At 66.9% G+C, this 13349-nt stretch carries 14 protein-coding genes and 1 tRNA gene; 8 read left to right on the top strand and 7 right to left on the bottom strand.

The window, feature by feature from the left end; all coding sequences use genetic code 11:
- Nucleotides 1-45 precede the first annotated feature (45 nt).
- On the bottom strand, nt 46-423 hold the full coding sequence (locus BMY29_RS06500; protein ID WP_049991582.1) for a DUF5783 family protein: 378 nt from the start codon (nt 421-423) through the stop codon (nt 46-48).
- 118 nt (nt 424-541) lie between these two features.
- On the opposite strand from BMY29_RS06500, the gene BMY29_RS06505 reads away from it, so the two are divergent.
- The 5 genes from BMY29_RS06505 (at nt 542) to BMY29_RS06525 (ending at nt 4515) form a co-directional block, all read left to right on the top strand.
- Complete coding sequence (locus BMY29_RS06505) at nt 542-862, top strand: DUF7969 family protein (RefSeq protein ID WP_074854660.1); 321 nt, start codon at nt 542-544, stop codon at nt 860-862.
- A gap of 56 nt (nt 863-918) precedes the next feature.
- Entirely contained in the window at nt 919-1995 is a 1077-nt protein-coding gene (locus tag BMY29_RS06510) for an Mrp/NBP35 family ATP-binding protein (protein WP_049992297.1), read from the top strand.
- The gene (locus BMY29_RS06515) at nt 1992-2249 is read left to right on the top strand and encodes a DUF7976 family protein (RefSeq protein WP_049992298.1); all 258 of its coding nucleotides are present in this window, start codon (nt 1992-1994) and stop codon (nt 2247-2249) included. Before BMY29_RS06510 ends, BMY29_RS06515 begins: the two co-directional genes overlap by 4 nt.
- 487 nt (nt 2250-2736) lie before the next feature.
- Entirely contained in the window at nt 2737-3744 is a 1008-nt protein-coding gene (locus BMY29_RS06520; RefSeq protein WP_049992299.1) for a helix-hairpin-helix domain-containing protein, read from the top strand.
- Nucleotides 3745-3912: 168 nt separating this feature from the next.
- Nucleotides 3913-4515 carry a uracil-DNA glycosylase gene (locus tag BMY29_RS06525; protein ID WP_049992304.1) on the top strand — a complete coding sequence of 201 codons (603 nt, stop codon included), beginning with the start codon at nt 3913-3915 and terminating at the stop codon, nt 4513-4515.
- Between the two features lie 52 nt (nt 4516-4567).
- Here the strand turns inward: BMY29_RS06525 and BMY29_RS06530 are convergent, their stop codons facing one another.
- On the bottom strand, nt 4568-4786 hold the full coding sequence (locus BMY29_RS06530) for a hypothetical protein (protein WP_049992300.1): 219 nt from the start codon (nt 4784-4786) through the stop codon (nt 4568-4570).
- A 121-nt stretch (nt 4787-4907) separates the two neighbouring features.
- Here BMY29_RS06530 and BMY29_RS06535 point away from each other — a divergent pair, with 121 nt between their 5' ends.
- The 3 genes from BMY29_RS06535 to BMY29_RS06545 all read left to right on the top strand — a co-directional run bounded on the left by BMY29_RS06535 (nt 4908) and on the right by BMY29_RS06545 (nt 7716).
- Complete coding sequence (locus BMY29_RS06535) at nt 4908-5654, top strand: hypothetical protein (RefSeq protein WP_049992301.1); 747 nt, start codon at nt 4908-4910, stop codon at nt 5652-5654.
- A gap of 41 nt (nt 5655-5695) precedes the next feature.
- A tRNA-Ser gene (locus BMY29_RS06540) sits at nt 5696-5779 on the top strand.
- Nucleotides 5780-6321: 542 nt separating this feature from the next.
- The gene (locus BMY29_RS06545; protein ID WP_049992302.1) at nt 6322-7716 is read left to right on the top strand and encodes a GntP family permease; all 1395 of its coding nucleotides are present in this window, start codon (nt 6322-6324) and stop codon (nt 7714-7716) included.
- Between the two features lie 182 nt (nt 7717-7898).
- Here the strand turns inward: BMY29_RS06545 and BMY29_RS06550 are convergent, their stop codons facing one another.
- From BMY29_RS06550 to BMY29_RS06570, 5 genes are all read right to left on the bottom strand, one after another.
- On the bottom strand, nt 7899-8261 hold the full coding sequence (locus tag BMY29_RS06550) for a nuclear transport factor 2 family protein (RefSeq protein ID WP_049992303.1): 363 nt from the start codon (nt 8259-8261) through the stop codon (nt 7899-7901).
- 133 nt (nt 8262-8394) lie between these two features.
- Nucleotides 8395-9438 carry an L-malyl-CoA/beta-methylmalyl-CoA lyase gene (gene citE, locus BMY29_RS06555; protein ID WP_074854661.1) on the bottom strand — a complete coding sequence of 348 codons (1044 nt, stop codon included), beginning with the start codon at nt 9436-9438 and terminating at the stop codon, nt 8395-8397.
- A gap of 65 nt (nt 9439-9503) precedes the next feature.
- Nucleotides 9504-10619: a 2-methylfumaryl-CoA hydratase gene (mch, locus tag BMY29_RS06560; protein ID WP_049992041.1), complete on the bottom strand. Its 1116-nt coding sequence runs from the start codon at nt 10617-10619 to the stop codon at nt 9504-9506.
- Entirely contained in the window at nt 10612-11895 is a 1284-nt protein-coding gene (locus BMY29_RS06565) for a methylaspartate ammonia-lyase (protein WP_049992040.1), read from the bottom strand. Before BMY29_RS06565 ends, mch begins: the two co-directional genes overlap by 8 nt.
- Before the next feature lie 7 nt (nt 11896-11902).
- A complete protein-coding gene (locus tag BMY29_RS06570) occupies nt 11903-13342 on the bottom strand; it encodes a methylaspartate mutase subunit E (protein WP_049992042.1) in 1440 nt (479 codons plus the stop codon).
- Nucleotides 13343-13349: the final 7 nt, after the last annotated feature.

Below are 13349 nucleotides of genomic sequence, written 5' to 3' on the forward strand. Positions count from 1 at the left end.
TCCCGTCAACGGCAAAGGTGTTCCGGGTGCGTTCACTGAGCGCCGTTACGCGTCGTCCTCGAAGCCGAAAACCCGCCGGAGTTCCAGCTCGATCTGCTCGGTGAGCGTCTTCAGGACGGTCTCGAACTCCTCGTTCTCGGCGACCGCGCCGACTCGCTCCCGCGGGTTGTCGGGGAGTTCGACGCGGAACTCGCCGTCGTGTTCTCGCGGGCTTTGCCCGCTCGAATCGTTCGCGGAGCTTTGCTCCGCGCTACCCTCGTAGAATGGCTCGCTCTCGCTCAGCACCTGGCGGTCGATCGCGCGGAGTACTTCCGAGTCGTACCGACCGTGGAGTTGCTGGTACGCGTTGGAGTACGCCTCTTCCAGTTCCTCGAAGTAGTAGACGTACTTCTCCTCGAACTTCTCCGGGTCGAACTCCGTCATGGCCGTTCATCGGCGCGCCATCGGGTAAACGGTTCGGGACCGGGACCGATTCGGGACGTTCTGTCCCGCCCGTCGTGCGGACCGCAGCTTTACCTCCGTGAGCGCCCTAAGGTCGCCGATGACCGTCACCGTCCGGTACACCTGTCCGCACTGCGGCGCCGTAGTGAGCGTCGAGCGCCGACCCGACCTGGCGGACCGCTCCGTGACCAAGGTTCCCCAACCGGGCTGGGAGTACGCCGGCCCGGACGAGGCGTTCGCGGACGCCGACGGGATCGAGTTCCTCTGCGGCGAAGACGGACCCGTCACCGACCTCGAGGGCGACCCCATCGAGGGCTGCGGCCGGCCGTTCTACCTCAACTTCGTCCGGTACGAGCGGGGGGTGGAACTCGAGCCGGACCCGCCGACCTACGGCGGGCCGCGGTTCGATTTCAACGAGTGATACGTGAGACCGGAGGCGAACACAACCCTTTTCGACGGCGGGCCCTACCTCCGGACATGGACGAAGCCGCCGTTCGCGACCGCCTCCGGACGGTCGATGATCCGGAACTCGGCGACGATATCGTTTCGCTCGGACTCGTCAACGACATCTCCGTCGACGGCGACGAGGTGGCCATCAATCTCGCGCTGGGCGCGCCCTACTCGCCGACCGAGAGCGACATCGCCGCGGAGGTCCGCCAGGCGCTCGCCGACGAGGGCCTCGAGCCGGACCTCTCCGCGAGCGTCCCCGACCGCGACGACCTCTCTAGCGAGGAGCAGGTCCTGCCGAACGTCAAGAACGTCATCGCCGTCGCCTCCGGGAAGGGCGGCGTCGGCAAGTCGACGGTCGCGGTCAACCTGGCCGCCGGCCTCTCGCAGTTAGGCGCCCGCGTCGGGCTGTTCGACGCCGACGTCTACGGGCCGAACGTCCCGCGGATGGTCGACGCCGACGAGCCGCCGATGGCCACCGAGGACGAGACCCTCGTTCCGCCCGAGAAGTACGGGGTGAAGCTGATGAGCATGGCCTTCCTCACCGGCGAGGACGATCCGGTTATCTGGCGCGGTCCGATGGTCCACAAGGTCATCACGCAACTCACCGAGGACGTCGAGTGGGGCCACCTCGACTACCTGGTCGTCGACCTCCCGCCGGGGACCGGCGACACCCAGCTGACGATGCTCCAGACGATGCCCGTCACCGGTGCGGTCATCGTCACGACGCCACAGGGCGTCGCGCTCGACGACGCTCGGAAGGGCCTGGAGATGTTCGCCAAACACGACACCGTCGTGCTGGGCATCGCCGAGAACATGTCGACGTTCGCGTGCCCCGACTGCGGCGGCGAACACGACATCTTCGGCTCCGGCGGCGGCGAGGAGTTCGCCGAGGAACACGAACTGCCCTTCCTCGGCTCGATCCCGCTCGATCCGGCCGTCCGCGAGGGCGGCGACGGCGGGAAGCCGACCGTCCTCAAGGACGCGGACGGGACCAGCGACGCCTTCCGGACGATCACCGAGAACGTCGCCAACAACACCGGGATCGTCCACCGGCAGAGCGTCACCCAGACCAGCCGCGGCGGACCCGCCTCGCCGGACCGATGAGCGCGAGCGACGACTCCGAGAACCCCGAGGAGGACGGGAACGCGTCGTTCGAGCCCGATCCCGAGCGCGTCGAACGCCTCCGCGAAGTCGCCGACGACGTGCGCGGCGACACCAGCGAGAGCAAACAGCTCGCGAACATCCTGTATCGAACCAGCGATCTCTACGATCCCGACGAGGAGACCACGCCCGAAGAGATCGTCCGCAACGTGAAGTTCATCCTCGAGGTCAACGAACGCGGCGGCCTCGGTCGCTGAGCGCTCGACTCCGTCTCCGCCCGACGGATCGTATCGAGGGAGTCCGGGAGCGACCCGACTCCCACCTCCCGTCTCGACGTTCTCTTCACGCCCCCATTCGAGCCGAGTAGCAACGACGCCGTTTTTGGCAGCGTCCGCGCGGGCTCCGCGGTCGGACCGTCTCTCTGCCGACGAACGAGCGTCCACGGAGTGCGACCCCGAAAATCCCGGTGGTCCCACGGTTTGCTCTCGGGCACCAGGCGACCCGATCGACTTTGCGAGTTCGGATCGGCGATAGCGGTTGCGATGGGTTGCGGCACGCGATCGAAGCGTGCGGCTCACGCTGGCTACCGAGCCGATCGGTTCGACTCCGACACGTTGTGTACTTTCGCCCCATTCAATGGTATCCAAAACCATTTAGGGGCAGGACTTATCCCTACCAGGCCTGTTGAGTCAGCTACAAGACAGCGACGAGGCGCTTCGAGCGCCCGTTCCTGTTCATCAACCCATGACTAACGCAACGACACCCATCGAAGCGACGTTTGAACTCCAGCGCCAGTCGATCGAACAGAGCCAGCGGCTCGTCGAACAGAGCCTCACGTTTCAGGAGAACGCGGCCGAGACGATCCTGCGAAACGGGCTCGCGATCCAGCGCAGCACGCAGCGCCAGGGAACCGAACTCGCCAGGCAGTTCCTGGACGCCCACCTCGACGCGCTCGAGTCGGCGCTCGACGAAGACGCGTTCGACGTTCGGGCGACCGTCGACGAGCAGTTCGAGGACGGGACCGAACAGACCCAGCAACTGCTGAACGAGCAGTTCGAGCAGGGAAGCGAGCTATTCCAGCAGCTGCTGCACGCGCAGTTCGACGCGCTCGAATCCGCGCTCGACGGCGACGGGTTCGACGTCCGATCGACCGTCGACGAGCAGTTCGACGAGTTCGAGCAGACCCAGGAGGAAGCCTGGAACGAGTTCGAGACGGAGTTCCTCGAGGCAGTCGGCGAGTTGACCGAGCGGCAGCGGGCGCTGCTCGCGGAGTCGACCGAGTCGATGCTCGAGGCACAGCGCGATACCGAACAGCAGACCGTCGAGGGCGTCCGCCGCGCCGAGGAGGCCGCCGAGACGGTCCAGCAGCAGACCGAGGACGTCGCCGACACCGTCCAGCAGTCGACCGAAGCGGTCGCCCGCACGACCCAGGAGTCAACCCAGTCGATCGCCCAGACGAGTCAGGAGGGCGCGCAGGACCTGGTCGGTGAGGCCGCCGAGGCCACCGAGGAGGTCGCTACCGAGACGACCGACGCGATCGAGACCGCCGCTGAAGGCGGGACCGAGGTCGTCGAGGAGAACCTGCAGGCGATCGAGGGCGTCGGCCAGACCTACGCCGACCGCCTCGCCGAGGTCGGCATCGAGACGATCGGCGACCTCGCGGAGGCGCAGGCCCACACCGTCGCCAGCGCCGCGGAGATCTCGGAGGACAACGCCGAGGAGTGGATCGAGGCCGCACAGGCCCAGAAGTAATCGACAGACTCGAGTTGGTTCGCGCCGGTATCGTCGTACTCTCGTTTTTCCGTCCAACTCGGCCGCGGTGCCGGCCGTTCCGTCCGACACAGTCGCGGCGCTTTTGCCCTTCTACCGCGAGGCTCGGGTGTGGACGCGAACCAACAGTCGCGAGCGAACCCGTTCGGCATGGACGAGGAGTGTCAGAACTGTCCGGCGCTCTGTGAGACGCGCACGCAGGTGGTTCACGGCTACGGCGACGTCGGCGCCGACTTCCTGTTCGTCGGCGAGCGGCCGACCGCGCGGGCCGACGAGGCCGGCGTCCCGTTCGCCGGCGCGGGCGGTAGCGACGGCGACGGGGGGCTCCGGCGGATGCTCGAGCGCCTCGGCCTCTGTGACGTCACGTCGCCGGCCGACGAACCCGCGCTCGAGAACGTCTACCTGACGAACCTCACTCGCTGTCGCGACCCCGAGCGGCGGCCGACCGACGAGGAGGTCGGCAACTGCGAGCCCTACCTCAACGCCGAGATCCGGATGATCAATCCCGAAATCCTCGTTCCCGTCGGCGAGCGCGCGCTGGCGGAGCTCGGCGTCGAGTACACCACGACGCCGGCCGACGAGTTGTCCCTGCCCGACGACCACGCGACACGGATCCGCGGCCGCGGGTTCGAACTCGTCCCGATGATCGATCCCCACGAGCAATCGGCCGACCAGAGCCAGGCCTGGCTCGAGGCCTTCGCGACGCTGATGGCGTCGGACTATCGCCAGACGAAGGGGCGGCGGGAGCGGTAAGCTCTCGAGGAGAAGGTGCGGAGTGGCGGACCGCGAGCGCGGTCGAGTCCGGCTACCAGTACGGGTTTTCGAGCCAGCGCTTCGAACGCGCGCCGACGACGGTCAGCGCCCCGACCACGACGACCGCGATAGCGAGCGAAGCGATTGTCGGCGCGAAGTACGCCCCCGACGGGTTCGCCAGGGAACCGGTTCCGAATCCGTACGCTCCGAAGGCCGCCACCGCGACGATCGCGAGCGTCGCGAGCAGGCCGGCGATCGATCGGTCGTCCATATCGGCTAGCTATACTTCGACCGTTATAATTCGACGCTATTTCTACGATCGCCCGGTCCACCGATCCGCGCCGATCTTCGGAAGCGCCGCGTTCAAGGGCCGTCCCCTCGGAGTATGAGACATGATCGTCGTCGTGCCCGTCGACCCGCCGCGGGAGGGGCTCGTCCTGTCCTCGCTGGTCGACCGGACGCCGCTGAGCGAATCGGAGGCCGTCACCCTCTACGAGGCGGCCGTTGCCGACGTCCTGTGGGCCGTCGCCTCGAGCGGGGGCGACCTTTTGGTGAACTACCGCGACGCGGAGACGCTCCCGGACGAGTACGCGACCGGCGACGCCGACCCCGAAGCCGAGGTCCGGGCGCTCGTCCTCGACGCGCTCGGCGAGGACGCCGACGTCCGGTTCGAGCGCCAGGTCGGGTCAAGCACGTCGGCCCGCGTCGGCAACACCGTCACCCACCTGCTCGAACGCGAGGGTGCACAGAGCGTCGGTGTCCTCGAACCGACGACGCCGCTAGTCAATCGGACGGAGATCGACGGCGCGGCGATGTCGCTTCGCCGCCACGAGGTCGTGCTCGGCCCGTCGTCGGAGGGTCAAACCTACTTCGCGGGGTTCGCCGAGCCGATCGACTTCACCGACGCGTACGCGACCCCCGAACTCTCGACGCTGGCCCGTCGCGCGGCCGACGACAGCCTCAGCGTTGGCTTCGCGCCGATGCTCCCCACCGTCGCGACGCCGGCCGGCCTGCGGGCGACGATCGCCGGCGTCGAGGCTCGCCAGGCCGCGGGACAACCGCGGGGCGAGACGACGGCAGCATTCGTCGACGAGTTGGGCCTGGCGGTTGGCGCGGACGGGATCCTCCATCGCGAGTAGACCGACAACCCTTTTTGAACGTGTGCAGAACCCGTACGTGAGGTGGGGTGGCAGAGCGGCCTAACGCGCCTGCCTTGAGAGCAGGTGGCTGTCAAGCCTCATGGGTTCAAATCCCATCCCCACCGTATTTTGCCGCGAGCAATACCGTGAGCGGCAAATCGGAGACGATGGATTTGAACGAGACCAGTCGCGTGCAGCGAAGCGAGCACGTCTGGTCGTGGTTCAAATCCCATCCCCACCGCTTCTGTGGCGAACGGACGTGAGGAGCGACGCGGAAACGGTAGGATTCGAATCGGAGTAACGCGTTCTGAGAGCGCACCGAGACTGAAGCGCTCGGCGGCCAGGCGATTCGAACGGTCGCTTCATCAGGGCTCGATTATCCACGGAGCAACCGGGACGGGCCAGTGTCAGGTAATTGTTACTTATGGCCGACCCGGATTGTCAATTTAATGTTCATTACAATAAATTCGGTAGAATATATTACATTTCGGCGTGATTGTTGACTATCTATAGTGGGGACAACGAGTGAAAAATATAGAAGGAGGCGCTCTATCAGAGTAATATCCTATGACTAGTCGCTTGTTACATTAACTATAATGGAAATTAACAATATCCGTAGTTATTTATAATATAGACCGATCATCTGTGAACCGGTGGCATTTCCCCTATGGTAATCGAGTTCGCACATAGCCCGTTGGTGACGTTTATTCTCGGGCTCGCGGCAGTCGTACTGATGCTGGTCGTGTTGGATCTTCCGGCGTTCGTCGGTCTGATCATCTCGGCGTTTGTCGTCGGACTCATCAACACCGTCTTCGTCCCGGATTTCGGCCCGTCGGAAGCGGCGGGACGGGTCGCGACGGAGTTCGGCGACGGAATGGCGGGTATCGGTATTCCCATCCTGATGGCTGCGATCATCGGAAAGGCGATGCTCGAGAGCGGTGCCGCACAGCGCATCGTCAGAGGCTTTCAGGGGGTCCTCGGCAGCGGTAACTCCGATATCGCGCTGTGGGGGAGCAGTACTGTCCTCGCCATTCCGGTGTTCTTCGACAGCGTCTTCTACCTGATGGCGCCGCTCGCGCGATCGATGCGCGCTAGGGTGGGCCGCGACTACACGCTGTTCATCGTCGTCGTCGGCGCCGGCGCGGCGACGGCCCACGTGTTCGTCCCGCCGACGCCCGGTCCGCTCGCGGTCGCCGAGGAGATCGGTGCCGACCTCGGGATGACGATCGCCGTCGGCGTCGTCACGGCGGTGCCCGCGGCGCTCATGGCCGGCATCGTCTACGGTCGGTGGCTCAACAAGCGGCTGGACATCCCGCTCCGCGACGCGATGGCGACCTCGACCGACGAGCTCGAGGAACTGGCCAACCGCAAGACGGGCAACCTCCCGGGCGTGCTCGAATCCGCGGCTCCCGTCCTCCTCGCCGTCGCGCTGGTCGGTTCCTACACGTTCGTCGATAGCTTCGCAGGCGTCATCCCGCAACTGGCGGCGCTGGAACCGTACGTCGTCTTCCTCGGCGACAAGAACGTCGCGCTGACGATCGCCGCGATGGCGGCCGCCTGGACGTTCTACCGCCACAGCGACATGTCCACTGACGCCTGGACCGAGGAGATGACCGAGGCGCTGAAAAGCGGCGGAAACATCGCGGCGATCACCGCCGCCGGCGGCGCCTACGGTGCGTTGCTCGCCGCCTCGGGCGTCGGCGACTACATTACGGGTGCGCTGTCGAGCGTCGGAATTCCGCTGCTTGTCAGCGCCTGGCTGATCGCCGCGATCGTCCGGGTCGCGCAGGGGTCGGCGACCGCCGCGATGCTGACGGCCGCCGGGATCATGGCGCCGCAGGTGCCCGAACTCTCCGTGCACCCGGCGTTTCTCGTGATGGTGATCGGCGCGGGCGGGAACATCTGCTCGTGGTACAACGACAGCGGCTTCTGGCTGGTCAAGGAGATCGGCGGTCTGACCCAGGCCGAGACGCTCAAGACCTGGACCGTCCTGACGACGATCATCTCCGTCACCGGCCTGGTTACAACGCTGGTCGTGTCGAGCGCCGTCCAGCTGATTTAACCGCTATCGTTCTCTGAGCGGTCGTTATCGGCCGTTTTCGAACGAGTCCACGGAGTCGGTTCCCGCCGAGTCGGTGACTCGACACCGTCGTGACGGATGCAAAACAGTGAGACGTCAGCGACGCTTGGTCGGTGGTAGCGGCGCCGGCCGCGACCGGCGCGTCGCAGTTCGTACCCTCGCGCTCACACCTCGTCGCGATCCGTGAACGTATAGCGGCGGGCGATGGCGTCGCCATCGTCGTTCAATTCGTGGAAATCGGCGAACCCGAACGTGACGTCTTCGCCGGCCTGGCGACCGGCGAACGAGCCGTGGACGGCGATCGCGTCGCCGTCGACGACGAGATCGCGGACTTCGTGACTGCCCTCCTCGAGCGGCCGCTCGTCCTCGTAAAACGCCCGGAGTGCCTCCCGGCCTTCGATCGCTCCCTGGCCGGGACGCTCGTAGCGAACGTCTTCCGTGAACAGTTCGACCAGATCGTCGTACCGGCCCGCGTCGACGAGTTCGTAGTACTTCCGTACCATCGCTTCCGGCTCCGAATCGGCCATACCCGGACTTCGGCCGACCCCCTCCTAATTCCCACGCATCGCTGCGCCGCGCTCTCGGCGAGGCCTGCGCCTGGCCGTCGATCGTCGGGAAGCGCCGAGAGCCCGCCGCCCGCTTTCCGACCCGCGGGAGCGGCTACCGATACGACAGGTCCAGATCGAGCGCGCGCTCGAGCAGGTCCCCGTCGTAGTACGCTTCGGTCTGGCCGGACCGCATCTCGTCGATCGCCCGAACCGTCCGGACCGTGTTCACGAAGTTCTTGAACGTCGCCTCGTCGACCATCTGGCCGTCGATGGTGACCGCGCCGGTCCCCTCCCGCTTGGCCTCGTTGAACCGCTCGATCTTGCGGACGTCGCGCTCGAGTTCCTCGGGCGTCGGCATGTGGACCGTATTGGCCTGGGTCGTCTGCTTGGGGTGGAGCGACCACGAGCCGTCCAGTCCCAGGCGGGCCTCGTGTTCGACCTGGTCGGCGTAGTCGTCGGCGTTGTAGAACGTCAGCCCGGCCCGCTCCTTGAACAGGTCGTCGAAGGGGCCGCCGATGGAGACCAGGCCGGCCGCGCTGGCCTCGTTGGACATGGCCTCGAGGAGGCCGTCCCAGCGCGGGCGACCGTCGCCGAGGTCGCGGCCGCCGAGTTCGGCGGTGTAGTCGACCGGGCCGAAGACGAGTCCGGTTAGCCGGGAGTCCTCGCCGAACATCGCGATCTTGCGGAGATCCGAGCGGGCGCGGCCAGTCTCGACGATGATCGAGAGGCCGATCGAGCCGTCGGCGTAGCCGTGTTCGGCCTCGGTTTCGGCGACGACCTCGGCGGCGCGGCGGACGTCCTCGAGGCGGCCGACCTTCGGGACGACGACGCCGTCGATCTCGTCGCCGATTTCGGCGACGAGCCGGTCGATCTGGTCGCGGCCCTTCTCGCGATAGGTCTCGTCCTCGTAGCTCCACTCGACGCGGGGCCAGATCTCGCCGGGGAAGTCGTGCTGGGGGACTTTCTCGATCGTGTTCTCAAGCCCCTCGGCTTTCATGTCGGGGGCCGTCCCGTCCTCCATGTCGGGGACGAGCCAGTCGGGCGCCTGAAATCCCTCGGCCGTGAGGGCCGAGACGAGGTACTTCGCCGAGTCGTCTTTCGGAACGGCGGCCGGTGCGGTCTGGAACGTGCGGCAGAGTCGGATGTCGTCGCTCATGTGTCGTGTAGTGCGTGTAGTTGTGGGTTTGGATGGTGGATACTGCGGCTGCTGCGCGGCGTCTGCTACGGCGATCGTTTCCGTATCTCGGCGGTCCGCGTCCCCGAGTAGACGGGTTCGTCGTCCTGGTTGAACGCGATGTGCTCGAACCGGACGGCGCCCGCCCGGTCGGTCGCGGCGGCGTTCTCGGACGATGTCTGAGAGCTGGTCGAGAGTTTCTCGACGCTGTCCGCGGCCTCGAGCACGCGCGTGAACGCGTAGACGGTGTCGCCCGCCGCGACGAACGTGTGGAACGACTCGTCGTCGAACCCGACCTCACGCCAGGTCGCCTCGTCGGAGCGGGCGTGGCCCAGCGCGGTCGAGCGGGTGACGTCGCCGTAGGTGACGATATCGCCCGACGGCGAGTCGGCCATCACGTCGACGTTGTGGTGCTGTTTGGCCGTATTGAGCGTCGAGAGCGGCAGCGAGGCGACGGTGACGGCGTCCTGCGTGCGGCCGCGCTCGTGGCGGTAGGCGACCGCGGCGTCGCGGTCTTCGGCCTCCTCGAGGGCGGCGACGAAGTCCTCGAAGTGGCCGCCCGCCGGCGTGACGAACTCCGCGGGGAGGTCGGGGCCGTTCTCTCCCTCTTCCTCCTCGGCGGCCGCAGCGCTGCCGCCGTCGGTCTCGACAGGGTCGCGCCGCGGGATCATATTCGTGCGCTCGTAGGAGCACAGCACCTCGCCAGTCTCGGCGTCCGTCCCGCGGGTGCGCCAGGAGACGATGCCGTACTGGGGCCGGGAACTCGAGGTCGCCGTGTTCACGACCTCGCTCTCGACGCGGAGTTCGGTGCCCGCGTAGACGGGCGCGCCCGGGAACCGCACGTCGGTGCGGCCGAGGAAGTAGCCGCCCTTCTCGCTGAGGTCCTCGACGGTGATCCCCAGCGTCGCGGCGGTGAGGTAGTCCGGGTGGATCGGCGGCTCATCGAAGCCACGCGCCTCGGCGGCGTCGCTGCGCCAGTAGGCCGGATCGTGGTTGAGCGTCTGGCCCATCCACTGCTCGTTGCCCCACCGCGTGAGCGTGAGGCCGGGATCGTGTTCGATGACGTCCCCTTCCTCGAAGCGCTCGAAGTAGTTGCCCTTCTCCTTAGTGTCGGCCCGGTCGAGCGCCTGTGCGAACGCGTCGGGATCGGTCCAGTCAGTCATCTGCGGTCACCTCGTCACTGGTGGCTGGTAACTGTTCTCGTTCCCGTCGCGCGATCGTCCGTCGCATCTCGTTCTCGACGATCATGTACCCCTCGTCGAAGCCCATCCCCGGCTTGGCGAGCATCTGCGCGGCGTCGGTCGCGAGCGCGACGTGGGCGCAGGCCCGCGCCGAGGTCGCCGTCTCGTTGCAGGTCCCGCCCAAGTACGCGCGGGTCTCGGTCCCTTCGCAGTAACGGACCGCCTGGCCGCTCCGATGGATTCCGCCCAGGTCGGGCGTCTTAACCTGCACCAGGTCGGCGGCCTCGGCGTCGACGAACGCCTGCACGTCCGCGAAGGTGTTACACCACTCGTCGGCGACGATATCGACGCCGACGCCGGCGTCGGCCAGGCCCTCGCGGAGTTCGACCATCGCCTCGATCTGTTCGGCGCGGCCGCCGGCGTCCATCGGCCCCTCGATCTGGATCGGGAACGGATCGGCGGCGTCCTCGAGCGCGGCGAAGTAGTCGACCACCTCGTCGCGGTCGTAGGGCGCGCCGAAGGTCTCGCCGATCATCCCGTACACGTCGATGTGGAACCGCGGCTCGTAGCCGTCGGGGCCGAGCACCCGCGAGCGCTCGACCAGCCACTCGACGTACTCCAGTAAGGTCTTGCCGTCTGCGCCGATCTTCTCGACGCTGTTGATCAGCGCGTGGGGCAGGACCGGCACGCCCTTGACGAACATCTTCTCGGTGTTGATGTAGCGGTCGTCGCCGGACTGGCCGAAGACCGGCACCGGCTCCGTCGCCGGGTCCGTTCCGAGCGCGTCGGCCAGCACGTCCGTGCGCGTGGTCGTTGCGGCTTCCGCGGCCGCGGAAAGCAGCGCCTGGGAGACGCCGTACCGGATCGCCGTGTGGAGCCGATCGTCGTCTACTCGCAGTTCCTCGAGCGTCTCGGCGTTATCGAGGAGGTCGGTCGCGTCGCGACCGACGAGTTCGTCGGCGACGGGCCCCTCGATCACGGGTGCGTACTCCTCGGCCCGAAACAGCGGGTCGCGCCCGCCGGCGCCGGAGTACTGGACCGCGGCGCAGTCGCCTCGCGCTACGGTGCCGTCTCCGAGTTCGACCTCGACGATGAGCGTCTCGCCGGCCTGGCGAATCTCGTCGAAGCCGTCGGTGATGGGCTCGCCGTCGTAGGTGAAGCCGTCCTGCTGTGCGCCCCGCTTGATCGCGCGCTGGTCGTCGAAGAAGAACCCGGCGTAGCCGGGCGTCGCGTGAATGCCTGTGATTTCCGTTGTCATAGTCGTGTTAGACGTCACCCTGTGTCCGCGGGCGGCCGATGAGCTTGCCGTCGCTGATCGCGTCGACGTCGTCCGCGACCATCCGGAACGACTGGTCGCGGCCCTCGGTGTCGGCGCGCCGCGAGAGCCTGGCCTTGTGAATTTCCTTGATGTCGTCGTCCATCGCGAGATCGCCCCACTCGAAGATTCGGACGCGACCGTCGTCGTCGCGGGCCGGTAGGACCGCGCCCTTCGCGCTGTCGCTGGGGGCGAAGGGGACGTCGAGCGCGCCGGAATCGAACGCCTTCAGCGTCCCCTGAACGACGTCGCCGTCGCCGTGCTCGAAGATCGTGTCCATCAGACACCGTGTCTCGCGTTCGATGAGATCCTGTTCCTCCGTGATGCCGTCGATGTCGATCTCCTGTTCGATCGCCATGTCGATGACCTGGCGCGTGGTGCGCAGGCCGGCGGCGTTGGCCTCCTTGGTCGGGACGCCCTGGAACTCCTGGGGCGACTTAGTGATGACCTTGTCCGGCCTGGCGATGGCGGCGGTCATCCCGCCGAGGCCGATCACGCCGTTGGCGCGGGCCTCGTCCGGCGGGAACCCGCCCATCCACTCGTGGAAGACCGTCGTGACGACGACCTCGTCGGGGAGGTACTCGTCGCCCAGCTTCTGTAAGGCGTTCAGGGCGGCCACGTCCTGCACGACGTTGCCGACCTGACCGTAGCCGAGCGTGATCGAGCGCACGCCCTGCGTGGCGGCGAGTTTCCCCTCGACCAGCATGATCGCGATGGCGATCGACGGCGGGACCAGCGTCCCCGTCAGCGGGCCGAACGGCTCGCGGTTGATCCGCACGCCCCGCTCCGTGTACGCGCCCGCCAGGCGGTCGACGAACTGCCACTTCTCGATAGTCTCCGCTAAGCCGTGGCGCTTCGTGTAGGGGATGTTGTAGGAGATCGGCCCGCCCTCGAAGCTCTGAAAGCCGCCAGCGAAGGTGATCGCCGCGAGCAGCCTGGCGTCGGGCGTGCCGTGGCGCACCTCGATCGGGGCGTCGATCGACTCGATCAGCTCGCGACAGCCGTCGACCCCGTGGTTGACGGCCGGAAAGCCGTTGAGGGTGTCGTCGCCCGTCTCGCGGGCCTTTTCGAGCCCTTGTTGGGCCTTCTCGTACTCGTTGTCGCGCGTGTACGAGTCGATGGTCGTCGGCAAGAGGTCCGCCTGGCCCTCCCGGTGGAGGTACTCCAGGAGTTCTACCTGATCGTCGAGCCGGGGGACGCCGGCTCGGGGTTGGAGCAGGGGTTTGTCGGCGGATTCGAGGACGTCGGCGAACCGCTTGTGTGTGGGCAGCGATTCGTGGTAGGCGACGGCATCCTCGAAGTCGACGTCCACCCCCGTGGACCAGTTCGATCGGATTTCGTCGTCGATACGCCGTAGCTCGTCGGACGGAATGCGTTCGTCTCGTATCATCGAGGGC

Origin of the sequence: Natrinema salifodinae, from assembly GCF_900110455.1 — an archaeon.
Classification (GTDB): domain Archaea; phylum Halobacteriota; class Halobacteria; order Halobacteriales; family Natrialbaceae; genus Natrinema; species Natrinema salifodinae.